Genomic DNA, 26,227 nt, shown 5'->3' with positions numbered 1-26,227 from the left:
CGGCATACCGGACCGCGAGGTCCGCACCGCGTCACGCGCAGCTCCCGGCGGCATCGGCCGCCGGGAGCTGCCCGCATCGCGGCACCACCGCACCACTCAGAGCAGAGACACCACGCACAGCTTCATCAACACCAGCGGTAATACGTCGAGGGGACAGGGCAATGACGGCCGAGCTGGTCCGGGGGCAGAACCACACCTTGCCCCAGACCCGTCTGGAGATCCGGATATCGGCCGGGGCGCCCGTCGTGGCCGGTGCCACGCTCGGCGACGAGCACGGCAGAGTGGCCGGCGTCGAGTGGGTCGCCCACCCCGGATCGCCGCAGCTGCACGGCCTCGAAGTCTCACGGCAGGCCGCCGCCGACCACCGCCTCGCCGTCGACCTCGACGCCCTGCCCGACGGCGTCCACCGGGTCACGGTGCTGCTGGCCCTCCCGCTCGCCGCCGGCGGCCCGACCCGGTTCGGCGCCGTCGCCTCTCCGTTCGTCGCGGTCACCGCCCTCGACGGCGCCGAGATCGCCACGTTCACGCTGACCGGCCTCGACAGCGAGTCCGCGGTCGCCGCCCTCGAGCTGTACCGCCGCCAGGGCGCCTGGAAGGTCCGCGCGGTCGGCCAGGGATACGCGGGCGGCCTCGCGGCCATGCTCGCCGACCAGGGCGTGGACCGGGCCGCCGAGCTGGCCGGGACGATCCAGGAGGCGGTCGCCCGGGGCCTGGCCCGCTCGGTGGCCCCGCCGCCGCCCCGCACCCCGGAGGGCGACCGGGTCAGGCACGCGCCCGCCCCGGCCCCCGCCCCGGGCAACGGGCAGCCGCCCGTCCCGCCGCCCGCGCCCGCCACGCCCCCGCAGCCCGAGCCCCTTGCGGAGCCGGCCGCCCCGGGCGGCCCGATCAATTACGCGCACCCGCGCCGCCAGCCCACCGCGCCCCCGCCGCCGCCCCCGGCCGCGCCGCCCGCCCGGCCGGGGCAGCCGGCGCAGCCCGTGGCCGGGGACGCGACCGGCTGGTCCATGGACGAGCGCCTGTACAACCAGGTCTGGGGCATGTTCGAGGACCTGGCCCGGGCCGTCGCCGCCTACCGCAGCGCCGTCGACTTCGCCGAGTCCCGGATGGACCAGGAACTGGAGCGCACCCTGTCCGACCCGCGCAGCCGCATCGGCGGAGCGGGCGACCGGGCCCGCGAGGAGGCCCGCGCCAAGCGCGACGAGCTGACCGACCGCGCCCGCGAGTCCCTGGACCGCGACCTCGCCCAGCTCGCCGCCGAGTCCGCCGTCGTGGAACCCGCGCTCCCCGCCCCCTACGCGGGCTGGGACAACCCCGTCTGGCACGGCTACCGGGTGCCGATGGAGATCCCCATGGCGCTGCGCATCGGCGACCTCCACCTCCCGGAACGCGCCGACCTGCGCATCCCGCTCCTCGTCCGGCTGCCGCTGGAGCGGGGCATGTGGATCGACAGCGGGCGGACGGCCTCCGAGGCCGCCGCGCTGACCGGCACGGACCAGCTGCGCAGGCTGGCGATGGAGACCGCCGTGCTGCACGCGGCCCGGCTGCTGGCGGTCTACCCGCCGAACGAGTTCACGGTCCACGTCATCGACCCGGCCGGTTCGGCCGCCGGCGCGCTCGCCCCGCTGGTCCGCTCCGGGGTGCTGCCCGCGCCGCCCGCTGCTGGGGCCCAGGGCGTCTCCTCGGTCCTCGCCCACCTCACCCGGCGGGTGGACCTGGTGCAGATGGCGATCCGGGCCGGGGCCGCCGACTCGCTGCCGCCGGACCTGGACCCGGCCGAGCAGCTGCTGATTGTCAACGACTTCCCGCACGGCTTCGACGACCGGGCGGTGACCCAGCTGCGCTACCTGGCCGACGAGGGGCCCTCGGTGGGCGTCCACCTGATGATGGTCGCGGACCGGGAGGAGGCGTCCGAGTACGGCCCGGTCCTGGACCCGCTGTGGCGTTCGCTGCTGCGGGTCACCCCGGTCGCCGACGACCATCTGGCCGACCCCTGGGTCGGTCACGCGTGGACGTACGAGCCGCCCAGGACGCCGCCGGGGAGCGCGGTCCTGGACCAGGTGCTGGAACGGGTGGCCCACGCCCGCCGCACCGGGCACCGCTGAGCCGCGCCCCGCTTCCGGACAGCCGGGCCGGGCTCGTAAAGCGCCCGGCAAACCACCTCTGACCTGCGATTTTGGAGATCCTTTAGACTTCTCTTTACCTTTCCTTGGTATTTCCTGTACCGTTCATGGAGCGGAGGGGAGTACTCCCATACGCGGCGTTCCCGTCAGTACGGACTGTGACCGGTCCCGGGGCGTCGGCCCAGGTGCGCAGCCCGCGCGCCCGGGTGGAAGAGACCTCCGGCAGCGACGACGCTGATCAGTAGCCCGTAGCGAACTGCCGGAGGCGCAGTGGACGTTTCATGGACCCTCTGGGCGCTGACCATCTTTGGTCTGTGCGCCCTCATCGCCGTCGACTTCTTCATCGGGCGCAAGCCCCATGACGTGTCGACCAAGGAAGCCGGGATCTGGACGATCGTCTGGATCGCGCTGGCCGCCCTCTTCGGGCTCGGGCTGCTCGTCTTCGGCGAGAGCCAGGCGTCGGGCGAGTTCTTCGCCGGCTACATCACCGAGAAGTCGCTCAGCGTCGACAACCTCTTCGTCTTCGTGCTGATCATGGCGAAGTTCTCGGTGCCCTCCCACCTTCAGCAGCGGGTGCTGCTGATCGGCGTACTGATCGCGCTGGTGCTGCGGGCGGTCTTCATCGCCGCCGGCGCCGCCGTCATCGCCAACTTCTCGTGGGTCTTCTACATCTTCGGCGCGTTCCTGATCTACACCGCCTGGAAGCTCATCCAGGAGGCCAGGGCCGACGACGAGGACGAGGAGTTCGAGGAGAACCGCCTCCTGAAGAACATCGAGCGCCGCTTCGGCGTCGCCGACCGGTACCACGGCACCAAGCTCTTCATCCGCAACAACGGCAAGCGCGTCCTGACCCCGCTGATGGTCGTCATGCTCGCCATCGGCACCACCGACGTGCTGTTCGCGCTGGACTCCATCCCCGCGATCTTCGGCCTCACCCAGGACCCGTACATCGTCTTCACCGCCAACGCCTTCGCCCTGATGGGCCTGCGCCAGCTGTACTTCCTGATCGGCGGTCTGCTGGAGAAGCTGGTCCACCTCAGCTACGGGCTGTCGGTGATCCTCGGCTTCATCGGCGTCAAGCTGGTGCTGCACGCCCTGCACGAGTCCGGGGTGCACGTCCCCGAGATCTCCATCCCGGTCTCGCTCGGCGTGATCTGCGGGGTGCTGATCATCACCACGGTCACCAGCCTCATGGCCAACAAGAAGAAGGCCGAGGCCGATGCCCGCGAGGCGAAGGCCGGAGACCGGGTCTAGGACCGCCCGTCCTCCCGTACCGCCGCGGCGGTACGGGAGGGACGCCCCGCCTCACCAGCCCCGGGCGCGCCACTCGGGCAGGTGGGGCCGTTCGTCTCCCAGCGTGGTGTCGCGTCCGTGGCCCGGGTAGACCCAGGTCTCGTCCGGCAGCGTCGCGAAGAGCTTGGTCTCCACGTCGTGCAGCAGGCTCGCGAACGCCTCGGGGTCCTTGCGCGTGTTGCCGACCCCGCCGGGGAAGAGGCAGTCCCCGGTGAACAGATGCGGCGCACCGTGCGGGTCGTCGTACAGGAGCGTGATCGAGCCCGGGGTGTGACCGGTCAGGTGGCGGGCGGTGAGTGCCACCTCGCCCACCCGGACGGTGTCGCCGTCCTCGACCAGGACCTCCGTCGGCACCTCGATGCCCTCGGCGTCGAACCGCCCCGCGTAGGTGCGCGCCCCGGTCGCCGCGACGACCTCGCCCAGGGCCCGCCAGTGGTCGCGGTGCCGGTGGGTGGTGACGACGGAGAGGATCGAGTCGTCACCGATCAGCCGCAGCAGCGTCCCGGCCTCGTCGGCCGCGTCGATCAGCAGCTGCTCACCGGTGGCCCGGCAGCGCAGCAGATAGGCGTTGTTGTCCATCGGGCCGACGGCGACCTTCGAGATCATCAGATCCGTCAGCTCGTGCACATCGGCGGGCCCGCCGACCCTGACCGCTCCGCTGTACGTCATGTCCCTCAGCCTATCGCCGGGGCACGGCCTACAGCGGGGGCAGCGCCGGAAGCGTGCCGCCTTCGACGGTCAGCGCCGAGCCGTCGCGCCGCCCGCTGAGCCAGCCCAGCAGCTCGGGCGCCGTGCCCCGGACCCCGACCGGCCCGCCCTCCGCGCCGCCGCCGGTCGTCCACGCGCGCCCGGTGTCGTCGGTGAGCGTCGTCGCCACGACCTCCGGGTTCCCGGCGAAACGCTCGACCAGGAAGTCGATCTCCCGCGCGGTGAACTCGTCCGGCAGGTCCTCCAGCTCGTAGCCGACGCCCAGGTCGACGTGGTGCAGCTCCACCTCGGCGCGGCGCCGGAAGGGCACCCGGGAGGCGGAGTCCGTCACATCGCGGCGCAGGGTCACCGTGCGCGACCAGTCGCCGGGCTCGGCCGCCGCCGCGACGAACCGGTCCGCGCTCGCCGCCAGGTCGGCCAGCTGCTCCGCGGCGGGCCGGGGGGCGTCCCGCTCGATCTCGCGGTCGCGGGTTTCGCTGTCTGCGTACATAGGCAGTCCGCGGAGAACATTTGCGAGCGCGTCGGCGTTACGGGAGAGGTGCGCGATGACATGACCGCGGCTCCAGCCCGGCAGCCGTGACGGCTCCGACAGTGCCGCGTCGTCCAGTTTCCCGGTGGCGCCGAGCAGTCGATCCGTCGCTTCACGGAGTGCTGCCAGGTCGTGCGCGTGATCAGTCATGGGGCCGAGCCTAGCCCCGGCCACTCGTTCGGGTGAAGGAGTTCTCAGCCGTCCGCAATTCGAATGTGCGTGCTATACGCTCGGAGTCGAAAGCTCCGTACACCGCTGTGGCGCCCCCCATACCCTGGGCGAGGGGCTCAGTTCCCCCGCTTCTCTCTAGAAAGGTGCGGACCGGCGTGGCCGACCGTCTCATCGTCCGTGGCGCTCGCGAGCACAACCTCAAGAACGTCTCGCTCGACCTCCCCCGCGACTCCCTGATCGTGTTCACCGGGCTCTCCGGGTCGGGCAAGTCGTCGCTCGCGTTCGACACGATCTTCGCCGAGGGCCAGCGGCGCTACGTGGAGTCGCTCTCTTCGTACGCCCGGCAGTTCCTCGGCCAGATGGACAAGCCGGACGTCGACTTCATCGAGGGCCTGTCGCCCGCCGTCTCCATCGACCAGAAGTCGACCTCGCGCAACCCGCGCTCGACGGTCGGCACCATCACCGAGGTCTACGACTACCTGCGGCTGCTCTTCGCCCGGATCGGCAAGCCGCACTGCCCCGAGTGCCACCGCCCCATCTCGCGCCAGTCGCCGCAGGCCATCGTGGACAAGGTCCTCGGCCTGCCCGAGGGCAGCCGCTTCCAGGTGCTCTCGCCGCTGGTGCGCGAGCGCAAGGGCGAGTTCGTGGACCTGTTCTCCGACCTCCAGACCAAGGGCTACAGCCGCGCCCGGGTGGACGGTGCCACCATCCAGCTCTCCGAGCCGCCCACGCTCAAGAAGCAGGAGAAGCACACCATCGAGGTCGTCATCGACCGCCTCACCGTGAAGGACAGCGCCAAGCGCCGGCTGACGGACTCCGTCGAGACCGCGCTCGGCCTCTCCGGCGGCATGGTCGTGCTCGACTTCGTGGACCTCCCCGAGGACGACCCCGAGCGCGAGCGGATGTACTCGGAGCACCTCTACTGCCCGTACGACGACCTCTCCTTCGAGGAGCTGGAGCCGCGCTCCTTCTCCTTCAACTCCCCGTTCGGCGCCTGCCCCGACTGCACCGGCATCGGTACGCGCATGGAGGTCGACCCGGAGCTGATCGTCCCGGACGAGGAGAAGTCCCTGGACGAGGGCGCCATCCACCCCTGGTCCCACGGCCACACCAAGGAGTACTTCGGCCGCCAGATCAACGCCCTGGCCGAAGCCCTCGGCTTCCGTACGGACATCCCCTGGGCCGGCCTGCCGCAGCGCGCCAAGAAGGCCCTGCTGCACGGCCACAAGATCCAGACCGAGGTCCGCTACCGCAACCGGTACGGGCGCGAGCGCGCCTACACCACCCCGTCCTTCGAGGGCGCCGTCCAGTTCGTCAAGCGGCGGCACTCCGAGGCCGAGAGCGATTCCAGCCGGGAGCGCTTCGAGGGGTACATGCGCGAGGTCCCCTGCCCGACCTGTGAGGGCACCCGGCTCAAGCCGATCGTCCTCGCGGTCACGGTGATGGAGAAGTCCATCGCCGAGGTCTCCGCGATGTCCATCAGCGAGTGCGCCGAATTCCTCGGCCGCCTCAAGCTGAACGCCCGCGACAAGAAGATCGCCGAGCGGGTCCTCAAGGAGGTCAACGAACGGCTGAAGTTCCTGGTCGACGTGGGCCTGGACTACCTCTCGCTGAACCGCGCCGCGGGCACCCTGTCCGGCGGCGAGGCCCAGCGCATCCGGCTCGCCACGCAGATCGGCTCCGGCCTCGTCGGCGTGCTCTACGTGCTGGACGAGCCCTCCATCGGACTGCACCAGCGCGACAACCACCGGCTGATCGAGACCCTGGTCCGCCTGCGCGACATGGGCAACACGCTCATCGTCGTGGAGCACGACGAGGACACCATCAAGGTCGCCGACTGGGTGGTCGACATCGGTCCCGGCGCCGGTGAGCACGGCGGCAAGGTCGTCCACTCCGGCTCGCTCAAGGAGCTGCTGGCCAACGACAAGTCGGTCACCGGGCAGTACCTGACCGGCAAGAAGTCGATCCCCGTGCCCGAGGTGCGGCGGCCCGTGGACCCCTCGCGGCTGCTCACGGTGCACGGCGCCCGGGAGAACAACCTCCGGGACATCGACGTCTCCTTCCCGCTCGGCGTGCTGACGGCCGTCACCGGCGTCTCGGGCTCCGGCAAGTCGACGCTGGTCAACGACATCCTCTACACCCACCTGGCCCGCGAGCTGAACGGCGCCAAGTCGGTGCCCGGCCGGCACACCCGGGTCGACGGGGACGACCTGGTCGACAAGGTGGTGCACGTCGACCAGTCGCCCATCGGCCGGACGCCCCGGTCCAACCCGGCCACGTACACCGGCGTCTTCGACCACGTCCGCAAGCTGTTCGCCGAGACGATGGAGGCCAAGGTCCGCGGCTATCTGCCGGGCCGCTTCTCCTTCAACGTCAAGGGCGGCCGCTGCGAGAACTGCTCGGGCGACGGCACCATCAAGATCGAGATGAACTTCCTGCCCGACGTGTACGTCCCGTGCGAGGTCTGCCACGGTGCGCGCTACAACCGGGAGACCCTGGAGGTCCACTACAAGGGCAAGTCCATCGCCGAGGTGCTGGACATGCCCATCGAGGAGGGCCTGGAGTTCTTCGAGGCCGTCCCGACCATCGCCCGCCATCTGCGCACGCTCAACGAGGTCGGCCTCGGGTACGTGCGGCTCGGCCAGTCCGCGCCGACGCTCTCCGGCGGTGAGGCCCAGCGGGTCAAGCTCGCCAGCGAGCTCCAGAAGCGCTCCACCGGCCGCACCGTCTACGTCCTGGACGAGCCGACCACCGGTCTGCACTTCGAGGACATCTCCAAGCTGATCAAGGTGCTCTCCGGCCTGGTCGACAAGGGGAACTCGGTGATCGTCATCGAGCACAACCTCGACGTCGTCAAGACCGCCGACTGGGTCGTCGACATGGGCCCCGAGGGCGGCAGCGGCGGCGGCCTGGTCATCGCCGAGGGCACCCCGGAGTACGTGGCGGGCGTCCCCGCCAGCCACACCGGGAAGTTCCTCCAGGACATCCTGGACGCCGACCGGGTCAGCGAGGCCGCCGTCCCGGCCGCCCGCAAGCCCGCCGGGAAGAAGGCCGCACCGGCCGCCAGGAAGACGGCGACGGCCAAGACGGCAGCCAAGAAGACGGCCGCGGCGAAGAAGCCCGCCGCCAAGAAGACGGCCCGCGCCCGCAAGGGCTGACACCGGGACGTGCGGTGCGAGGCGGCGGCCCCTGCCGGCAGGGGCCGCCGCCTCACCGCGTTCCCGAGGCCCCGACGGGCCACGACCGGCCCGCGCGCGGGGGCGTCCGTCTCCGCCGGTATCGTCGGTTACGTCACCGATGCCGCGGCCCGCCCCGGGCAGCCCCGGCACGGTTCCCGATCTGACCGCCCGACCCGTGGAGACCGCATGTCCGGCCAGCCCGCCGCCCGCCGCACCGTGCTGAAGGGCGCCGCTCTCGCGGGCGTCGCCGGGCTGGGAGCCGCCGCCTGCTCGACCGACTCGAAGCTCGGCCACGCCCAGACGCCGACCCCCACCGCCCCCGTCGAACTCGGCACGCCCGACGAGATCCCCGTCGGCCAGTCCAAGCTCTTCCGCGAGCAGCGCGTCGTCGTGACCTGCCCGGCCAAGGGCGAGTTCAAGGCGTTCAGCGCCCAGTGCACCCACGCCGGCTGCCTGCTGGACAAGGTCGAGAAGAACGAGGGCCACTGCCCCTGCCACGGCAGCCTGTTCGACACCACGACCGGCAAGGCCCTGCACGGCCCCGCGACCGTGCCGCTGCCCGCCGTCCCGGTCCGCGTCGAGGGCGGGAAGCTGATCGCGGGCCCGGACGCCTGAGCCGGCCCCGCTCACCGGCCCGCCCTCGGACCTACTCCCAGTCCCAGTCGATGCCCACCAGCCCCGGCCGCACCCCCTGCTCCACCAGATGCACGGTCCGGTGCCGGCCGGTCAGTGTGAGCTCCGCCCGGGCGCCCCGGGGCGCCCCCGCCGACGCCTGGGCGAAGCTCCGGCACCGCACCGGCAGCGCCTCCTCGTCGAAGCCGACCTGGAGCACGTACTGCCCGCCGCCGAAGGTGAAGCCGCGCATGTACTCGCCGCAGGGCCCGCCCGTGCCGTCCTCGAAGCCGTAGCCGAAGAGGTACGTGTCGCCCGCCCGCAGCCGGGTGTCGAACAGCAGCTCGGCGACCAGCACCCCCGTCTCCCGGTCCCAGCGGACCCGGCCCGTCCGGCAGTTCTCCCGGGCCCGCACCACGACCCGCGCCGGATCGCACCCGGGGTCCCCGACGTACACCGCGAGATAGCGGTCGATGCCGTCCCGGTGGGCGCGCACCACGTGCTGGGAGGTCCGCCGCAGCATCTCGCGCCCCGGCCCGACCCGTACCCGCTCCTGGTGGCCCACCGTGTGCAGCCCGCCGTCCGCCGGTGACTCCAGCCCCGCGAGCAGCCGCTCCACGACCCCGGAGGTCTCCACCAGCGAGCGGTACGTGCGCGCGGGCGGGCGCTCGGTGTCCGGGCGGGGCTCATCGGCGTCCAGCAGGCCGAGCAGCGAGTTCGGCGGCAGGGCGAGGACCTCCTCCAGCGCCCTCACCGCCCGCAGCGACTCCGGACGCTGCGGGCGGCGGGCGCCCTGCTGCCAGTAACTCAGGCTGGTCACGCCGAGCTTGATCCCCCGGTGCGCCAGATGGTGCCGGACCCGCTGGAGCGGCAGCCCGCGCACCGACAGCGCGGTGCGCAGGGCCAGGTGGAACGGCCCGCTGTGCAGCACCTGCGCCAGTTCGGCCTCGGTGTGCCGCATGGAACCTCCAGGTGAACGTTCACGCCGGCCGGCACGGGGCCGCGCCGGCGGGTGCCGGTCCGCAGGTGGCCGGGGGCGCGCGTTCACACCTCGGCCCCGGGCGTTCACACCGCGGTGTTCACCCGCATTCAAGCGTGTTGACCCGTCCCCGACAACGGTTGATGCTCCTCCACAGCGTCCGGACGCGCTCCTCGAACCCCCCACCCCCCGCCCCCGGAGGAACGCCATGCGCAACCCAGGAACCAGGCCGGCCCGGCTGTCGGTGACAGCCGTACTGGCCGCCCTGCTCCTCGCCGTCCCCACGGTGTCCGCGACCGCCGCCGACCAGCCCCGCACCGCCACCGCCCCGGTCCGGGCCGCCGACCGGACGGCGGCCGCCCCCACGGCCGCCCTCGCCGCCACCAGGCGGCTGAACATCACGATGCAGGCGCAGCAGAAGTCCAACTGGTGCTGGGCCGCGTCCGGCAACACCATCGCCACCTGGTACGGCCGCGACTACAGCCAGAACCAGTTCTGCAACGCCGCCTTCGGCCGCGCCCAGGGCTACGACTGCCCCAACTCGCAGGCCACGCTCGGCGACGTCCAGAACGGCCTGTACTGGGCGGGCATCACCCCCGGCTCGTACGTCAGCGGCTGGCTGCGCTACTCCACCGTGCAGACCGAGATAGCCGCCGGACGCCCGGTCGAGACCCGCATCCAGTGGTCGTCGGGCGGCGGCCACATGCACGTCCTGTACGGCTACGACGACGCCGACGGCCTCGTCTACTGGGGCGACCCCTGGCCCTCCAGCAATCGGTACAACTGGGCCTCGCACGCCTGGTACGTGAACAACGGCGAGTTCTCCTGGACCCACTCGCTCTACCGGATCGGGGCGTGACGCCATGACCACCACCGCTTCCCGGCGCGCCCGCCGACCCCTCGCCGCCGCCCTGGCCGCCGCCGGCGTCCTCGCCGGCACGGCCCTGCTCACCGCCGCCCCGCAGGCCGCCGCCGCCGACGGCCCCCAGGCCGGTCCCGCCGCCCTCGCCGCGGCCCACGAGGCCGCCACCGACGCCACCACCCTGCACACCCTGTCCCGGTTCTTCGCCCGCGAGGGCGCCGTCACCGAGAAGGCCGCCGCGCCCCGCATCCAGGGCGGGGCCGTGCCCGTGCGCACCCTGTCCGCCGAGTTCGTCGCGGGCGAGCCGGGCGCCCCCGTCGCCTCCCTCGACTACCTGGCCAGCACCGCCGTCTCCTCGGACGGCCAGAAGGCGTCGCTCTGGACGCTGCCGGCACCCGGCAAGGGCGGTGAGATGCAGGTGGTGAACATCGCCACCGGCGACGACGAGGCCCGCTACACCGCGGCCGGCGCCCGCAAGCTGCCCGGCGGCACGGTCTTCCACGAACCCCAGATCGACGCCTGGTACGTGCAGAAGGGGAACAAGGTCCTCCCGCTCGACCGGGACGCCGTGCGGGCGGTCGGCAAGCGGGGGACGACGCTCACCGCCTACCGGACCCGGGTGCACGCCGCCTACGCGGACAAGCTCCCCGGCTCCGCGTACGCCCGCAAGGGCGAGGCGGGCGGCTACGGGCCCGACGCGAAGAAGGAGACCGGCCCCGCCATCGCCGCCTCCGCGACCGCCCTGACCGCGGGCTCCACCGCGGCCGCCGGGGGCGCCGTCGCCGTACTCGCCCTGTGCGGCGTCACCGCCCTGCGTCTCAGGAGCCGCCGCAGGAGCGGGTGATCCGCCCCGCCCCACGACCCCGCGCTCCGGGACAGGTGCTCCCCACCCCTGTCCCGGAGCGCGGTGCCATCCGCGCACCCCGCGTTGTCGGCGGCCGCAAGTAGGGTGGGGAGCATGGCAGACCCCTCCAGCTACCGCCCCAAGCCGGGACAGATCCCCGACTCCCCGGGGGTCTACAAATTCCGCGACGAGCACCGCCGGGTGATCTACGTCGGGAAGGCCAAGAGCCTGCGCCAGCGCCTGGCCAACTACTTCCAGGACCTCTCCGGCCTCCACCCGCGCACGCGCACGATGGTGACCACGGCCGCCTCCGTGGAGTGGACGGTCGTCGCCACCGAGGTCGAGGCGCTCCAGCTGGAGTACTCCTGGATCAAGGAGTTCGACCCCCGGTTCAACGTCAAGTACCGCGACGACAAGAGCTATCCCTACCTGGCGGTCACGCTCAACGAGGAGTTCCCCCGCGTCCAGGTGATGCGCGGCGCCAAGAAGAAGGGCGTGCGCTACTTCGGCCCGTACGGGCACGCCTGGGCGATCCGCGAGACGGTCGACCTGATGCTCCGCGTCTTCCCCGTCCGCACCTGCTCCGCCGGAGTCTTCAAGAACGCCGCGCGCACCGGCCGCCCCTGCCTCCTCGGCTACATCGGCAAGTGCTCGGCCCCCTGCGTCGGCCGCGTCACCCCCGAGGAACACCGCGAACTGGCCGACGACTTCTGCGACTTCATGGCCGGCCGCACCGGCACGTACATCCGCCGCCTGGAGAAGGACATGATGGCGGCCGCCGAGGAGATGGAGTACGAGCGGGCCGCGCGGCTGCGCGACGACGTCGAGGCCCTGAAGCGCGCGATGGAGAAGAGCGCCGTCGTCCTCGCCGACGCCACCGACGCCGACCTCATCGCGGTCGCCGAGGACGAGCTGGAGGCCGCCGTCCAGATCTTCCATGTGCGCGGCGGCCGGGTCCGCGGCCAGCGCGGCTGGGTCACCGACAAGGTGGAGAACGTCGACACGTCCGGCCTCGTGGAGCACGCCCTCCAGCAGCTGTACGGCGAGGAGAGCGGCGACGCCGTCCCCAAGGAGGTCCTGGTCCCGGCCCTGCCCGACGACCCGGCGGCGGTCTCCCAGTGGCTCGCGGACCGGCGCGGCTCCCAGGTCAGCCTGCGCATCCCGCAGCGCGGGGACAAGAAGGACCTCATGGTCACCGTCCAGCGCAACGCCCAGCAGGCGCTCGGACTGCACAAGACCAAGCGCGCCTCCGACCTCACCACCCGCTCCCGGGCGCTGGAGGAGATCGCCGAGGCCCTGGGCCTGGACACCGCCCCGCTGCGCGTGGAGTGCTTCGACATCTCCCACCTCCAGGGCGACGACGTCGTCGCGTCCATGGTGGTCTTCGAGGACGGTCTCGCCCGCAAGGGGGAGTACCGCCGCTTCCAGATCAAGGGCTTCGAGGGGCAGGACGACGTCCGCTCGATGCATGAGGTGATCAGCCGCCGCTTCCGCCGCTACCTCCAGGAGAAGGAGCGCACCGGCGAATGGGAGGAGACCCCGGCGCCCACCGGTCCCGTCCCGGCGGTCCCGGGCGGCGGCGACGGCGCGGGGGACACCCAGGCCGCCGGGGAGTCCCGCGAGGACGACGGCCGCCCCAAGCGCTTCGCGTACCCGCCGCAGCTCCTCGTCGTGGACGGCGGGCAGCCGCAGGTCGCCGCCGCCAAGCGGGCCCTGGACGAGCTGGGCATCGACGACATCGCGGTCTGCGGCCTCGCCAAGCGCCTCGAAGAGGTCTGGCTGCCCGATGACGACGACCCGGTGGTCCTGCCCCGCTCCAGCGAGGGCCTGTACCTCCTCCAGCGCGTCCGCGACGAGGCGCACCGCTTCGCCATCACCTACCAGCGCGCCAAGCGGGCCAAGCGCATCCGCGCCAGTCCGCTGGACGCCGTCCCCGGCCTCGGGGACACCCGGAAGCAGGCCCTGATCAAGCATTTCGGCTCCGTCAAGAAGCTGAGGCAGGCGACAATCGAGGAGATCTGCGAGGTTCCCGGGATAGGCCGCAGGACAGCGGAGTCCGTGGCCGTCGCCCTCGCGGCGGCCGCCCCGGCCGCACCCGCCGTGAACACGGCCACAGGAGAGATCATGGAAGAGGACGACGGGGGCAGCACGACATGACCGAGCACGAACGAACCGAGCACGAACACGGGCACGACCGCACGGACCGAGCAGACGGAGCAGCACACGTGAGTACCGGCACCCCGACCGAGACGGGCGACGCCGCGGCGGCCATCCCGGAGCTGGTGATCATCTCCGGCATGTCCGGCGCCGGGCGCAGCACCGCGGCCAAGTGTCTGGAGGACCTCGGCTGGTTCGTCGTGGACAACCTGCCGCCCGCGCTGATCCCCACCATGGTGGAGCTCGGCGCCCGCTCCCAGGGCAACGTGGCCCGGATCGCCGTCGTCGTCGACGTGCGGGGCCGCCGCTTCTTCGACAACCTGCGCGAATCCCTGGCCGACCTGGACGCCAAGGGCGTCACCCGCCGGGTGGTCTTCCTGGAGTCCTCCGACGACGCGCTGGTCCGCCGCTTCGAGTCGGTCCGCCGCCCCCACCCGCTCCAGGGCGACGGCCGCATCGTGGACGGCATCGCCGCCGAGCGCGACCTGCTGCGCGAGCTGCGCGGCGACGCCGACCTGGTGATCGACACCTCCAGCCTCAACGTCCACGAGCTGCGCGCCAAGATGGACGCCCAGTTCGCCGGCGACGAGGAGCCGGAGCTGCGCGCCACCGTGATGTCCTTCGGCTTCAAGTACGGCCTGCCGGTCGACGCCGACCTGGTGGTCGACTGCCGCTTCCTGCCGAACCCGCACTGGGTGCCGGAGCTGCGCCCCTTCACCGGACTCAACGAGGAGGTCTCCTCGTACGTCTTCGACCAGCCCGGCGCCAAGGAATTCCTCAACCAGTACACCGAACTGCTCCAGCTCGTCGCCGCCGGCTACCGCCGCGAGGGCAAGCGCTATGTGACCATCGCGGTGGGCTGCACCGGCGGCAAGCACCGCTCGGTGGCCATGTCCGAGAAGCTGGCGGCCCGGCTCGCCACGGAGGGGATCGAGACCGTGCTCGTACACAGGGACATGGGGCGCGAGTGACCAGTCGCAATCTGCGCCTGCGCCGGCTGCGGGGCACGGCGCCCGCACCCTCCGTGCGCAAGCGCGGCGCCCAGCCCAAGGTCGTCGCCCTCGGCGGCGGCCGGGGCCTGTCGGCGTCCCTCACCGCGCTGCGCCGGATCACCGGCGATCTGACCGCCGTGGTCACCGTCGCCGACGACGGCGGCTCCAGCGGGCGGCTGCGCGAGGAGCTGGGCGTTCTGCCCCCCGGCGACCTGCGCAAGGCGCTGGCCGCCCTGTGCGGCGACGACGAGTGGGGCCAGACCTGGGCCCAGGTCATCCAGCACCGCTTCCAGTCCCAGGGCGACCTGCACGAGCACGCGGTCGGCAATCTGCTGATCGTCGCCCTCTGGGAGCAGCTGGGCGACCACGTCCAGGCCCTGGACCTGGTCGGCAAGCTGCTCGGCGCGCACGGCCGGGTGCTGCCCATGTCCGCCGTGCCGCTGGAGCTCCAGGCCCTCGTCAAGGGCCACGACCCGGACCGCCCGGAGGACGTGGACACCGTGCGCGGCCAGGCCACCGTCGCCCTCACCCCGGGCGAGGTGCAGTCCGTGCACCTGGTCCCGGCCGACCCGCCGGCCGTCCCCGAGGCGGTCGCCGCCGTCCGGGACGCGGACTGGGTGGTCCTCGGCCCCGGCTCCTGGTTCTCCTCGGTCATCCCGCACCTGCTCGTCCCCGAACTGCTGGACGCGCTGATCGAGACGAAGGCCCGCAAGGTCCTCTCGCTGAATCTCGCCCCGCAGCCCGGCGAAACAGAAGGCTTCTCACCGCAGCGTCATTTGGAGGTTTTGGGACGACACGCCCCTAAACTCGCCCTGGACGTGGTGCTGGCCGACGAGGCCGCCGTGCCCGACCGCGAGTCCCTCGCCGACGCAGCCAAACGGCTCGGTGCCGCGGTCGAGCTGGCGCCCGTGGCCTCACCCGACGGCGTTCCGATCCATGATCCGGAGCTGTTGGCCGCCGCGTACGACCGTATTTTTCGGATGCATGGAAGGATCGGCCCATGGCGATGACGCCGGCGGTGAAGGACGAAGTCTCCCGGCTTCCCGTGACCCGGACCTGCTGCAGAAAGGCAGAGGTCTCGGCGATTCTCCGGTTCGCGGGCGGCCTCCACCTGGTGAGCGGCCGGATCGTGATCGAGGCGGAGCTGGACACCGCGATGGCGGCGCGCCGGCTCAAGCGGGACATCCTGGAGATCTTCGGGCACAGCTCGGAGCTCATCGTGATGGCCCCCGGCGGGCTGCGGCGCGGCTCGCGCTACGTCGTACGGGTGGTGGCGGGCGGCGACCAGCTGGCGCGCCAGACCGGGCTCGTCGACGGCCGGGGCCGCCCCATCCGCGGCCTCCCCCCGCAGGTGGTCTCGGGGGCCACCTGCGACGCCGAGGCCGCCTGGCGCGGGGCGTTCCTGGCGCACGGCTCGCTCACCGAGCCGGGCCGCTCCTCCTCCCTGGAGGTGACCTGCCCGGGCCCGGAGGCCGCGCTCGCCCTGGTCGGCGCCGCCCGCCGGCTCTCCATCGCCGCCAAGGCGCGCGAGGTGCGCGGGGTGGACCGGGTCGTCGTCCGCGACGGCGACGCGATCGGCGCCCTGCTCACCCGGCTCGGCGCCCATGAGTCGGTGCTGGCCTGGGAGGAGCGCCGGATGCGCCGCGAGGTCCGGGCCACCGCCAACCGCCTCGCCAACTTCGACGACGCGAACCTGCGCCGTTCCGCCCGGGCCGCGGTCGCCGCGGGCGCCCGGGTCGGCCGCGCCCTGGAGATCCTGGGCGAGGAGGTCCCGGAGCACCTGGCGGCGGCCGGGCGGCTGCGCATGGAGCACAAGCAGGCGTCGCTGGAGGAGCTGGGCGCCCTCGCCGACCCGCCGCTGACCAAGGACGCGGTCGCGGGCCGCATCCGGCGGCTCCTCGCGATGGCCGACAAGCGCGCCCAGGACCTGGGCATCCCCGGCACGGAATCCACTCTCAGCGAAGAGCTGGCCGACGGCCTGGTCGGCTGAGCCGGGCCCGCGGCCCGCGCCCCGGGAGGGGAACGGCCCGCCGGCCCGCGGCCGTTGACGCTGCGTAATCGCCGCAGGGAAGGCCGTGCGGCACCCGGAGGCCCGTACCCCTACTGGGGAGTACGGGCCTTCCGCGCTCTTTCCGGCCCCGCTCGATGTCACCCCGGCGGCTCCGGAGAGGTAGGGTCGGAGGCGGTCGGGGACATCCCATACAACTCGCCGGCGTCGAAAACCGGCGTACCTAACGAGGAGATCGGTTCGTGACGATCCGCGTAGGCATCAACGGCTTTGGCCGCATCGGTCGTAACTACTTCCGCGCGCTGCTGGAGCAGGGTGCGGACATCGAGATCGTGGCTGTCAACGACCTGGGTGACACCGCGACCACGGCCCACCTGCTGAAGTACGACACCATCCTGGGTCGTCTGAAGGCAGAGGTCAGCCACACCGCCGACACCATCACCGTCGACGGCCACACCATCAAGGTGCTCTCCGAGCGCAACCCGGCCGACATCCCCTGGGGTGAGCTGGGCGTCGACATCGTCATCGAGTCGACCGGCATCTTCACCAAGAAGGCCGACGCCGAGAAGCACATCGCCGGTGGCGCGAAGAAGGTCCTCATCTCGGCTCCGGCCAAGGACGAGGACATCACCATCGTGATGGGCGTCAACCAGGACAAGTACGACGCGGCCAACCACCACGTCATCTCCAACGCGTCCTGCACGACCAACTGCGTCGCCCCGATGGCCAAGGTTCTGGACGAGAACTTCGGCATCGTCAAGGGCCTCATGACGACGGTCCACGCGTACACCAACGACCAGCGCATCCTGGACTTCCCGCACTCGGACCTGCGCCGCGCCCGCGCCGCCGCCGAGAACATCATCCCGACCACGACCGGCGCCGCCAAGGCGACCGCCCTGGTCCTGCCGCAGCTCAAGGGCAAGCTCGACGGCATCGCGATGCGCGTCCCGGTCCCGACCGGCTCGGCCACCGACCTGGTCGTGACCCTCCAGCGCGAGGTCACCAAGGACGAGGTCAACGCCGCGTTCAAGAAGGCCGCCGACGACGGCGACCTCAAGGGCATCCTGTACTACACCGAGGACCCGATCGTGTCCTCGGACATCGTCAGCGACCCGGCGTCCTGCACCTTCGACTCCTCCCTGACGATGGTCCAGGAGGGCAACACGGTGAAGATCCTCGGCTGGTACGACAACGAGTGGGGCTACTCCAACCGTCTCGTGGACCTCACCGTCTTCGTCGGCGGCCAGCTCTGAGCACCGCCGCACCGGCAGGCATCTCGATGTGAGCACGGGGCTCGAACAGCGCGACGCTGCGCTGTTCGAGCCCCCTCGCATGCTCACTCGTCCTCCAAGGAGTCCAGACAGATGAAGACGATCGACGCACTTCTCGCCGAAGGGGTCGCCGGCAAGCGGGTATTCGTCCGCGCCGACCTCAACGTGCCGCTCAGCGGCACCACCATCACCGACGACGGCCGCATCCGCGCCGTCGCCCCGACCGTCCGCAAGCTGGCCGAGGCCGGCGCCCGGGTCGTCGTCGCCTCGCACCTGGGCCGCCCCAAGGGCGCCCCGGACCCGGCGTTCTCACTGGCCCCCGCCGCCACCCGGCTCGGCGAACTGCTCGGCGCCGACGTGGCGTTCGCGACCGACACGGTCGGCGAGTCCGCCTGCGCCACCGTCGCCGCGCTCACCGACGGCCGGGTCGCGGTCATCGAGAACCTGCGCTTCAACCCCGGCGAGACCGCCAAGGACGACGCCGAGCGCGGTGCCTTCGCGGACCAGCTCGCCGAGCTGGCCGACCTGTACGTGGGCGACGGCTTCGGCGCCGTCCACCGCAAGCACGCCTCGGTCTTCGACCTCCCGGCCCGCCTCCCGCACGCCGCGGGCGACCTGATCGCCACCGAGGTCGGCGTCCTCAAGAAGCTCACCGACGACGTCCAGCGCCCCTACGCGGTGGTCCTCGGCGGCGCCAAGGTCTCCGACAAGCTCGGCGTCATCGACCATCTGCTGGAGCGCGCCGACCGCATCCTCATCGGCGGCGGCATGGCGTACACCTTCCTCAAGGCCCAGGGCCACGAGGTCGGCAGCTCGCTGCTCCAGGAGGACCAGATCCCGGCGGTCCAGGAGTACCTGCGGCGCGCCGAGGAGAAGGGCGTGGAGTTCGTGCTCCCCGTCGACGTCGTCGTCGCGCCCGCCTTCCCGGACCTGAAGACCAAGGCCCCGGCCCACCCGGACACCGTCCCCGCCGACGCCATGCCGGCCGGGCAGATGGGCCTGGACAACGGTCCGGAGACCAACAAGCTCTACGCATCGAAGCTCGCCGACGCGGCCACCGTCTTCTGGAACGGCCCGATGGGCGTCTTCGAGCACCCCGACTTCGCCGAGGGCACCCGGGCCGTCGCCCAGGCCCTCGTCGACTCCTCGGGCTTCAGCGTGGTCGGCGGTGGCGACTCCGCCGCCGCGGTCCGCATCCTGGGCTTCGACGAGAACGCGTTCGGACACATCTCGACCGGTGGCGGCGCCAGCCTCGAATACCTCGAGGGCAAGACGCTTCCCGGCCTCGCCGCTCTGGAGGACTGACCTTTCATGACCACCCGCACCCCGCTGATGGCGGGCAACTGGAAGATGAACCTCAACCACCTCGAGGCCATCGCGCACGTCCAGAAGCTCGCCTTCGCCCTGGCCGACAAGGACTACGACGCCGTAGAGGTCGCCGTCCTGCCGCCCTTCACCGACCTGCGCTCCGTGCAGACGCTGGTCGACGGCGACAAGCTGAAGATCAAGTACGGCGCCCAGGACATCTCGGCGCACGACTCCGGCGCGTACACCGGTGAGATCTCCGGCCCCATGCTCGCCAAGCTGAAGTGCACCTTCGTCGCCATCGGCCACAGCGAACGCCGCCAGTACCACGGCGAGACCGACGAGGTCTGCAACGCCAAGGTGAAGGCCGCGTACAAGCACGGCCTGACCCCGATCCTCTGCGTCGGCGAGGGCCTGGACGTCCGCAAGGCCGGCGAGCAGGTCGCGTACACCCTCGCGCAGCTCGACGGCGCCCTCAAGGACATCCCGGCCGAGCAGGCCGAGTCCATCGTGGTCGCCTACGAGCCGGTGTGGGCCATCGGCACCGGCGAGGTCGCCACCCCGGAGGACGCGCAGGAGGTCTGCGGTGCGATCCGCGTCCGCCTCGCCGAGCTGTACTCGCAGGAGCTGGCCGACGCGGTCCGCATCCAGTACGGGGGCTCGGTCAAGTCCGGCAACGTGGCCGCGATCATGGCCCAGCCCGACGTCGACGGCGCCCTGATCGGCGGCGCGGCGCTCGACGCGGACGAGTTCGTCAAGATCGTCCGCTTCCGCGACCAGTGAGTATGCGCTAGCGCCGATCCGTCGTACCCTTGCGGGGGCCGGGGAGGGTGACCTCCCGGCCCCCGTTGTTCGCACACGCAGTCGGTATTTCCGGAAAGTAGGGACCAGCCGTGATTCTGGGGTTCGAGATCGCCCTGATCGTCTTCAGCCTGCTGCTGATGCTGCTGGTGCTGATGCACAAGGGCAAGGGCGGCGGTCTCTCCGACATGTTCGGTGGCGGCATGCAGTCCTCCGTCGGCGGCTCCTCGGTCGCCGAGCGCAACCTCGACCGCATCACCGTCGTGGTCGGTCTGGCCTGGTTCGCGTGCATCGTGGTGCTTGGTCTGCTCATCAAGCTCGACAACTGACCCGTCGTACGCGTTTCCCGGTGACGGTGTAACTCCTTCCCCTGGACGCGCGTTGGGCCTTACGTAGACTGGGGCATCTTCGAGCACCATCACGCAGGGAGTTACGACCGTGGCAAGTGGCAACGCGATCCGGGGAAGCCGGGTCGGGGCGGGGCCGATGGGGGAGGCCGAGCGCGGCGAGTCCGCGCCACGGCTCCGCATCTCCTTCTGGTGCTCGAACGGGCACGAGACGCAGCCCAGTTTCGCCCATGACGCGCAGGTACCGGACACCTGGGACTGCCCCCGCTGCGGTTTCCCGGCCGGCCAGGACCCGGAGAGCCCGCCCGACCCACCGCGCACCGAACCGTACAAGACGCACCTCGCGTACGTACGCGAGCGCCGCAGCGACGCGGACGGCGAGGCCATCCTCGCCGAGGCCCTGGCGAAACTGCGCGGCGAGATCTGAGGACGTCCACCGGCCGGACACCGCCCTGGGTGCCCGGCCGGAATGCTTCCGCCGTGCCGCAGCCTGCCGCTGTCACCTCCGGCCGCCTGATCAATTAGGTTGGAGGGGCAGCGGGGAACTGCGGTAACGAGAGAAGTGGGCTGATGTCCGGGATGAACGCAACTAGCCGTACCAGGCTCAACCAGACGCCGGAATGGGCGGCACTGGCAAAGCACCGTGAGCAGCTCGGGTCGACCGGTCTGCGTCAGCTGTTCGCGGACGACCCGGAGCGCGGCACCGGGTACACCCTGCGGGTCGGCGACCTGCACCTCGACTACTCCAAGCACCTCGTCACCGGCGAGACGCTGACGCTCCTGCGCCAACTTGCCGCAGCCACCGACGTGTTCGGGCTGCGTGACGCCATGTTCCGCGGCGACAGGATCAACACCACCGAGGACCGGGCGGTCCTGCACACCGCGCTGCGCGCCCCGCGTGACGCCGTCATCGAGGTCGACGGCGAGAACGTCGTGCCCGCCGTGCACGCGGTGCTCGACAAGATGACGGCGTTCTCCGACCGCGTCAGGTCGGGGGAGTGGACCGGCCACACCGGCAAGCCCATCAAGAACATCGTCAACATCGGCATCGGCGGCTCGGACCTGGGCCCCGCCATGGCGTACGAGGTGCTGCGCTCCTTCACGGACCGCTCGCTCACCTTCCGCTTCGTCTCCAACGTGGACGGCGCCGACCTGCACGAGGCCGTCCGCGACCTCGACCCGGCCGAGACGCTGTTCATCATCGCCTCGAAGACCTTCACCACGATCGAGACGATCACCAACGCCACCTCCGCCCGGAACTGGCTGCTCACCGGCCTGCGGGCCGGTCAGGAGGCCGTCGCCAAGCACTTCGTGGCGCTGTCGACCAACGCGGAGAAGGTCGCGGACTTCGGCATCGACACGGCCAACATGTTCGAGTTCTGGGACTGGGTCGGCGGCCGCTACTCCTACGACTCCGCCATCGGCCTCTCGCTGATGATCGCCATCGGCCCGGACCGGTTCCGCGAGATGCTCGACGGCTTCCACCTCGTGGACGAGCACTTCCGCACCGCCCCCGCCGAGGAGAACGCCCCGCTGCTGCTCGGCCTGCTGGGCGTCTGGTACGGCGCGTTCTTCGACGCCCAGTCGCACGCGGTGCTGCCCTACAGCCACTACCTGTCCAAGTTCACCGCGTACCTCCAGCAGCTGGACATGGAGTCCAACGGCAAGTCCGTGGACCGCGACGGCAACCCCGTCGACTGGCAGACCGGACCGGTCGTCTGGGGCACCCCCGGCACCAACGGCCAGCACGCCTACTACCAGCTGATCCACCAGGGTACGAAGGTCATCCCGGCCGACTTCATCGGCTTCGCGCAGCCGGTCGAGGACCTGCTGCCCGGGCTGGTCGCCCAGCACGACCTGCTGATGGCCAACTTCTTCGCCCAGACCCAGGCCCTCGCCTTCGGCAAGACGCCCGACGAGGTGCGCGCCGAGGGCGTCCCCGAGGAGCTGGTGGCGCACAAGACGTTCCGGGGCGACCACCCCACGACGACGATCCTCGCCGAGCGGCTCACCCCGTCCGTGCTGGGCCAGCTGATCGCGCTGTACGAGCACAAGGTCTTCGTCCAGGGCGCCGTCTGGAACATCGACTCCTTCGACCAGTGGGGCGTCGAGCTCGGCAAGGTCCTCGCCAAGAAGATCGAGCCCGTCCTCACCGAGGGCAAGGGCGGCGAGCAGCTGGACAGCTCCACCGCCGCGCTCGTCTCCACCTACCGCGAGCTGCGCGGGCGCTGAGCCCCGCCCGAGGGGCCCCGGCCGTTCCGGCGGGGGCCCCTCAGCCGTGTGTCGTGTCGATGACGCAGAAGCGGTTGCCCTCCGGGTCCGCCAGCACCACGAAGTCCGGGTCCTCCGGATACAGCGCCCAGTCGACCTCCGCCGCGCCGAGCGCGAGCAGCCGGGCCACCTCGGCGTCCTGCTCCTCCGTGTACAGATCGAGGTGGACCCGGGGCACCTCCTGCACCGGGGAGTCGCTGCGGCCGAGGGCGAGCCCGGCACCCGGCCCCTCGGCGGGGACCAGCACCACCCAGTCGTCCCGGGCCGGCTCCCGCTCCACGTAGCCCAGGGCCGCCTTCCAGAAGGCCGCCGCGCGCGCCACGTCCGACGCGCCCATCACCACGGTTCCGATATGCATGGGGTGAGCCTTTCACGTACCGGCCCCGGAAACGCGGCGGGCCCGGTCCGCTCCGAAGAGCGAACCGGGCCCGGCGGAAAGCCCGCTGACGGCCGGTCAGGCCGAAGCCGGCGGGTACAGGGCGCGCGGGAGGCGGGAGGCCGCCGCCGCGTCCAGCAGCCACAGCGTCCGGGCGCGGCCGTAGGCACCGGCCGCCGGCGCCTGGATCTCGCCGGCCCCGGACAGGGCGATCGCGACCGCCTCCGCCTTGTCCTCGCCCGCGGCCAGCAGCCACACCTCGCGCGCCGCCCGGATGGCGGGCAGCGTCAGCGAGACCCGGACCGGCGGCGGCTTGGGCGCGCCGTGCACCCCGACGACGGTGCGCTCGGTCTCCCGCACCCCGGGCAGTTCCGGGAAGAGCGAGGCGACGTGCGTGTCCGGGCCGACGCCCAGCATCAGCACGTCGAACTCCGGCACCGGGCCGTGGTCCTGGGGCGCGGCGGCCGCCGCCAGCTCGGCCGCGTACCCGGCGGCCGCGGCGTCGGCGTCCGGGCCGTAGGGGCCGTCCGAGGCCGGCATCACGTGCACCCGTGAGGGGTCCAGGGGCACGGCGTCCAGCAGGGCCTCGCGGGCCTGCGTGACATTGCGCTCCGGGTCGCCCTCCGGCAGGAACCGCTCGTCGCCCCACCACAGGTCGAGCCGCGACCAGTCGACCGCGTCCCGGGCGGGCGCGGCGGCGAGCGCGGCCAGCAGGCCGTTGCCGTTGCGCCCGCCGGTGAGCACCACCGAGGCGTCGCCGCGCGCGGCCTGGGCGTCCACGATCTTCGTGATCAGCCGGGCCGCGGCGGCCTGCGCCATCAGCTCCTTGTCGCGGTGCACGACGAGCTGCGGGACTCCGGTCACTTCGCCGCCGCCTTCTTCGCCGGGGCGGCCTTCTTCGCGGCGGGGGCCGGGGCCGCCGCCTTCGCCGACTCGCCGGAGCCCGCCTTGCGGAGGCGGTCCACGCCGAACTTCACGGTCGACTCGTAGATGTTGTCCGGGTCCAGGCGCCGCAGCTCCTCCGCGAGGAGCTCCGCCGTCTCGCGGCGCTTGAGCGCCACCGCGCGGTCCGGCTGGCCCACCATGCAGAGCGTGGCGAGCGAGCCGTCGGCCCGGTCCAGGACGATGTCGCCGTTCTTGGTGACCATCCGGACGGCCGTCAGACCGGGGCCGCCGGACGTGGTGCGCTCCACCGGCACCCCGAGCCGGTCCGCGAGCCACATGGCCAGCAGCTCGCAGCTCGGGTTGTCCGACTCGCCCTCGACCGTGGCCGAGACGATCTCCGCCGGCTGCTGGTCGAGCGCGGCGGCCAGCATCGAACGCCACGGCGTGATGCGCGTCCACGCCAGGTCCGTGTCACCGGGCTGGTACGTGTCGGCGCGCACCCCCAGCTCGTCCAGCGGGTGCTCGGCGGAGTAGGTGTCGGTGATCCGGCGCTGGGCCAGCGCGCCGAGCGCGTCCTTCGCCGGGTCGGCGGGGGAGTCCTGCGGCCACCACACCACCACCGGGGCGTCCGGCAGCAGCAGCGGCAGGACGACCGACTGGGCGTGGTTGGCCAGCTCGCCGTGGAGCCGGAGCACCACGGTCTCGCCGGAGCCCGAGTCGGAGCCGACCCGGATCTCGGCGTCGAGCCGCGCGTCGCGGCGGGTGCGCGGCGAACGGCTGAGCCGCTTGATGACGGCGATGATCCGCGAGGGGTGCTCCCGCGAGGAGTCGCTCGCCGCCTTCAGCGCGTCGTAGGCGTTCTCCTCGTCGGTGACGATGACGAGGGTGAGGACCATCCCGATCGCCGGGGCGCCGACCGCGCGCCGGGCCGAGATGAGCGCCTGGTTGATCTTGCTGGACGTGGTTTCGGTGAGATCGATCTTCATGGCCGGCGCCAGCTCCGTCCGTCGCGTGCGAGCATCTCGTCCGCCTCGGCCGGACCCCAGGTGCCGGCCGGGTACTGGGCGGGCTTGCCGTGCTTGTCCCAGTACTCCTCGATCGGGTCGAGGATGTTCCAGGAGAGCTCGACCTCCTGGTGGCGCGGGAAGAGGTTGGCGTCGCCGAGCAGGACGTCGAGGATGAGCCGCTCGTACGCCTCCGGGCTGGACTCCGTGAAGGACTCGCCGTACGCGAAGTCCATCGTGACGTCCCGTACCTCCATCGAGGTGCCGGGCACCTTGGAGCCGAACCGCACGGTGACGCCCTCGTCCGGCTGCACCCGGATGACCAGGGCGTTGCCGCCCAGCTCCTCGGTGGCGCCGGACTCGAAGGGCAGGTACGGGGCGCGCTTGAAGACGACCGCGATCTCCGTGACCCGGCGGCCGAGCCGCTTGCCGGTGCGCAGGTAGAACGGCACGCCCGCCCAGCGGCGGTTGTTGATCGTCAGCTTGATCGCGGCGAAGGTGTCGGTCTTCGACTTGGGGTCGATACCGTCCTCCTCCAGATAGCCGACGGCCTCCTCGCCGCCCTGCCAGGCGTGCGTGTACTGGCCGCGCACCGTGTGCTTGCCCAGGTCCTCGGGCAGCTCCACCGCCGTGAGCACCTTGAGCTTCTCGGCGACCAGGGCCTTCGGGTGGAAGGAGCCGGGCTCCTCCATCGCGGTCAGCGCCAGCAGCTGGAGCAGGTGGTTCTGGATGACGTCACGGGCGGCGCCGATGCCGTCGTAGTAACCGGCCCGGCCGCCGATGCCGATGTCCTCGGCCATCGTGATCTGCACGTGGTCGACGTAGCTGCGGTTCCAGATCGGCTCGAACATCGTGTTGGCGAAGCGGAGCGCCAGGATGTTCTGGACGGTCTCCTTGCCGAGGTAGTGGTCGATCCGGAAGACCTCGTTCGGCGGGAAGACGTCGTGCACGATCTGGTTGAGATCCTGCGCGCTCTTCAGGTCGTGGCCGAACGGCTTCTCGATGACGGCGCGGCGCCAGCTGCCCTCCTTCTGGTCGGCGAGCCCGTGCTTCTTGAGCTGCTGGACGACCTTGGGGAAGAACTTCGGCGGGACGGACAGGTAGAAGGCGAAGTTGCCGCCCGTGCCCTGCGCCTTGTCCAGCTCCTCGATCGTGGCCCTCAGGGTCTCGAAGGCCACGTCGTCGTCGAAGTTGCCCTGCACGAAGCGCATGCCCTGGCTGAGCTGCTGCCAGACCTCTTCGCGGAAGGGGGTACGGGAATGCTCCTTGACGGCGTCGTGGACGACCTGGGCGAAGTCCTCGTCCTCCCAGTCGCGGCGCGCGAAACCGATGAGCGAGAAGCCCGGCGGCAGCAGGCCGCGGTTGGCCAGGTCGTACACGGCGGGCATCAGCTTTTTACGGGACAAATCGCCCGTGACGCCAAAGATGACCAGGCCCGACGGCCCCGCGATGCGCGGGAGCCGTCGGTCCTGGGCGTCACGGAGCGGGTTGGCTCCGGGAACACCAGACAAAA

23 protein-coding genes are annotated in these 26,227 nt (G+C 71.7%); 16 read left to right on the top strand and 7 right to left on the bottom strand.

Features of this window, described 5'->3' with window-relative positions; all coding sequences use genetic code 11:
• The first annotated feature begins 161 nt into the window (after positions 1 to 161).
• Together ACFUJY_RS13560 and ACFUJY_RS13555 are read left to right on the top strand one after the other, a co-directional pair.
• Entirely contained in the window at positions 162 to 2,102 is a 1,941-nt protein-coding gene (locus tag ACFUJY_RS13560) for a TerD family protein (RefSeq protein ID WP_383298295.1), read from the top strand.
• 288 nt (positions 2,103 to 2,390) lie between these two features.
• Positions 2,391 to 3,374, top strand: coding sequence for a TerC family protein (locus tag ACFUJY_RS13555; protein WP_383298294.1), 984 nt, complete (start codon positions 2,391 to 2,393; stop codon positions 3,372 to 3,374).
• A gap of 51 nt (positions 3,375 to 3,425) precedes the next feature.
• On the opposite strand, the gene ACFUJY_RS13550 is transcribed toward ACFUJY_RS13555, so the two are convergent.
• The gene (locus ACFUJY_RS13550) at positions 3,426 to 4,082 is read right to left on the bottom strand and encodes an MBL fold metallo-hydrolase (RefSeq protein ID WP_383298293.1); all 657 of its coding nucleotides are present in this window, start codon (positions 4,080 to 4,082) and stop codon (positions 3,426 to 3,428) included.
• A 28-nt stretch (positions 4,083 to 4,110) separates the two neighbouring features.
• On the bottom strand, positions 4,111 to 4,800 hold the full coding sequence (locus ACFUJY_RS13545; RefSeq protein WP_383298292.1) for a maleylpyruvate isomerase family mycothiol-dependent enzyme: 690 nt from the start codon (positions 4,798 to 4,800) through the stop codon (positions 4,111 to 4,113).
• Between the two features lie 176 nt (positions 4,801 to 4,976).
• Between ACFUJY_RS13545 and uvrA the strand changes: the two genes are divergently transcribed.
• Both uvrA and ACFUJY_RS13535 read left to right on the top strand, forming a co-directional pair.
• On the top strand, positions 4,977 to 7,979 hold the full coding sequence (uvrA, locus tag ACFUJY_RS13540) for an excinuclease ABC subunit UvrA (protein WP_383298291.1): 3,003 nt from the start codon (positions 4,977 to 4,979) through the stop codon (positions 7,977 to 7,979).
• Between the two features lie 207 nt (positions 7,980 to 8,186).
• Positions 8,187 to 8,615 (top strand): Rieske (2Fe-2S) protein, encoded by a 429-nt coding sequence (locus ACFUJY_RS13535; RefSeq protein ID WP_383298289.1) that lies wholly within the window; start codon positions 8,187 to 8,189, stop codon positions 8,613 to 8,615.
• A gap of 31 nt (positions 8,616 to 8,646) precedes the next feature.
• On the opposite strand, the gene ACFUJY_RS13530 is transcribed toward ACFUJY_RS13535, so the two are convergent.
• A complete protein-coding gene (locus ACFUJY_RS13530) occupies positions 8,647 to 9,573 on the bottom strand; it encodes a hypothetical protein (protein ID WP_383298288.1) in 927 nt (308 codons plus the stop codon).
• 226 nt (positions 9,574 to 9,799) lie between these two features.
• On the opposite strand from ACFUJY_RS13530, the gene ACFUJY_RS13525 reads away from it, so the two are divergent.
• The 12 genes from ACFUJY_RS13525 to pgi all read left to right on the top strand — a co-directional run bounded on the left by ACFUJY_RS13525 (position 9,800) and on the right by pgi (position 22,410).
• Positions 9,800 to 10,450 (top strand): papain-like cysteine protease family protein, encoded by a 651-nt coding sequence (locus ACFUJY_RS13525; protein WP_383298286.1) that lies wholly within the window; start codon positions 9,800 to 9,802, stop codon positions 10,448 to 10,450.
• Between the two features lie 4 nt (positions 10,451 to 10,454).
• Positions 10,455 to 11,297: a hypothetical protein gene (locus ACFUJY_RS13520; RefSeq protein ID WP_383298285.1), complete on the top strand. Its 843-nt coding sequence runs from the start codon at positions 10,455 to 10,457 to the stop codon at positions 11,295 to 11,297.
• 114 nt (positions 11,298 to 11,411) lie between these two features.
• On the top strand, positions 11,412 to 13,454 hold the full coding sequence (gene uvrC / locus ACFUJY_RS13515) for an excinuclease ABC subunit UvrC (protein ID WP_383298283.1): 2,043 nt from the start codon (positions 11,412 to 11,414) through the stop codon (positions 13,452 to 13,454).
• Entirely contained in the window at positions 13,451 to 14,425 is a 975-nt protein-coding gene (gene rapZ / locus ACFUJY_RS13510) for an RNase adapter RapZ (protein WP_383298281.1), read from the top strand. Before uvrC ends, rapZ begins: the two co-directional genes overlap by 4 nt.
• A complete protein-coding gene (gene yvcK / locus ACFUJY_RS13505) occupies positions 14,422 to 15,456 on the top strand; it encodes a uridine diphosphate-N-acetylglucosamine-binding protein YvcK (protein ID WP_383298279.1) in 1,035 nt (344 codons plus the stop codon). Before rapZ ends, yvcK begins: the two co-directional genes overlap by 4 nt.
• Entirely contained in the window at positions 15,447 to 16,436 is a 990-nt protein-coding gene (gene whiA, locus ACFUJY_RS13500) for a DNA-binding protein WhiA (RefSeq protein WP_018104603.1), read from the top strand. The genes yvcK and whiA overlap by 10 nt, the downstream gene beginning before the upstream one ends.
• Positions 16,437 to 16,696: 260 nt before the next feature.
• Positions 16,697 to 17,707: a type I glyceraldehyde-3-phosphate dehydrogenase gene (gene gap / locus ACFUJY_RS13495; protein WP_073968324.1), complete on the top strand. Its 1,011-nt coding sequence runs from the start codon at positions 16,697 to 16,699 to the stop codon at positions 17,705 to 17,707.
• Between the two features lie 111 nt (positions 17,708 to 17,818).
• Positions 17,819 to 19,030 carry a phosphoglycerate kinase gene (locus ACFUJY_RS13490; RefSeq protein WP_383298277.1) on the top strand — a complete coding sequence of 404 codons (1,212 nt, stop codon included), beginning with the start codon at positions 17,819 to 17,821 and terminating at the stop codon, positions 19,028 to 19,030.
• Positions 19,031 to 19,036: 6 nt separating this feature from the next.
• On the top strand, positions 19,037 to 19,813 hold the full coding sequence (gene tpiA, locus ACFUJY_RS13485; protein ID WP_164401362.1) for a triose-phosphate isomerase: 777 nt from the start codon (positions 19,037 to 19,039) through the stop codon (positions 19,811 to 19,813).
• 110 nt (positions 19,814 to 19,923) lie between these two features.
• Positions 19,924 to 20,160: a preprotein translocase subunit SecG gene (gene secG / locus ACFUJY_RS13480; RefSeq protein ID WP_143618920.1), complete on the top strand. Its 237-nt coding sequence runs from the start codon at positions 19,924 to 19,926 to the stop codon at positions 20,158 to 20,160.
• Positions 20,161 to 20,269: 109 nt separating this feature from the next.
• Positions 20,270 to 20,605: an RNA polymerase-binding protein RbpA gene (locus tag ACFUJY_RS13475; protein ID WP_073864697.1), complete on the top strand. Its 336-nt coding sequence runs from the start codon at positions 20,270 to 20,272 to the stop codon at positions 20,603 to 20,605.
• 152 nt (positions 20,606 to 20,757) lie between these two features.
• Positions 20,758 to 22,410 carry a glucose-6-phosphate isomerase gene (gene pgi / locus ACFUJY_RS13470; protein ID WP_383298636.1) on the top strand — a complete coding sequence of 551 codons (1,653 nt, stop codon included), beginning with the start codon at positions 20,758 to 20,760 and terminating at the stop codon, positions 22,408 to 22,410.
• Positions 22,411 to 22,450: 40 nt separating this feature from the next.
• Here the strand turns inward: pgi and ACFUJY_RS13465 are convergent, their stop codons facing one another.
• The 4 genes from ACFUJY_RS13465 to zwf all read right to left on the bottom strand — a co-directional run bounded on the left by ACFUJY_RS13465 (position 22,451) and on the right by zwf (position 26,225).
• Positions 22,451 to 22,807 (bottom strand): VOC family protein, encoded by a 357-nt coding sequence (locus ACFUJY_RS13465; RefSeq protein WP_383298274.1) that lies wholly within the window; start codon positions 22,805 to 22,807, stop codon positions 22,451 to 22,453.
• Between the two features lie 96 nt (positions 22,808 to 22,903).
• Positions 22,904 to 23,644, bottom strand: coding sequence for a 6-phosphogluconolactonase (pgl, locus tag ACFUJY_RS13460; protein WP_203601296.1), 741 nt, complete (start codon positions 23,642 to 23,644; stop codon positions 22,904 to 22,906).
• 41 nt (positions 23,645 to 23,685) lie between these two features.
• Positions 23,686 to 24,696: a glucose-6-phosphate dehydrogenase assembly protein OpcA gene (gene opcA / locus ACFUJY_RS13455; RefSeq protein ID WP_383298273.1), complete on the bottom strand. Its 1,011-nt coding sequence runs from the start codon at positions 24,694 to 24,696 to the stop codon at positions 23,686 to 23,688.
• Entirely contained in the window at positions 24,693 to 26,225 is a 1,533-nt protein-coding gene (gene zwf / locus ACFUJY_RS13450) for a glucose-6-phosphate dehydrogenase (RefSeq protein WP_383298271.1), read from the bottom strand. The genes opcA and zwf overlap by 4 nt, the downstream gene beginning before the upstream one ends.
• Positions 26,226 to 26,227 lie beyond the last annotated feature (2 nt).

The organism is Streptomyces sp. NPDC057249, from assembly GCF_042669245.1.
Classification (GTDB): Bacteria; Actinomycetota; Actinomycetes; order Streptomycetales; family Streptomycetaceae; genus Streptomyces.
The sequence above is the reverse complement of the archived record's forward strand: the minus strand, read 5'-3'. Positions and strand labels throughout refer to the sequence as shown.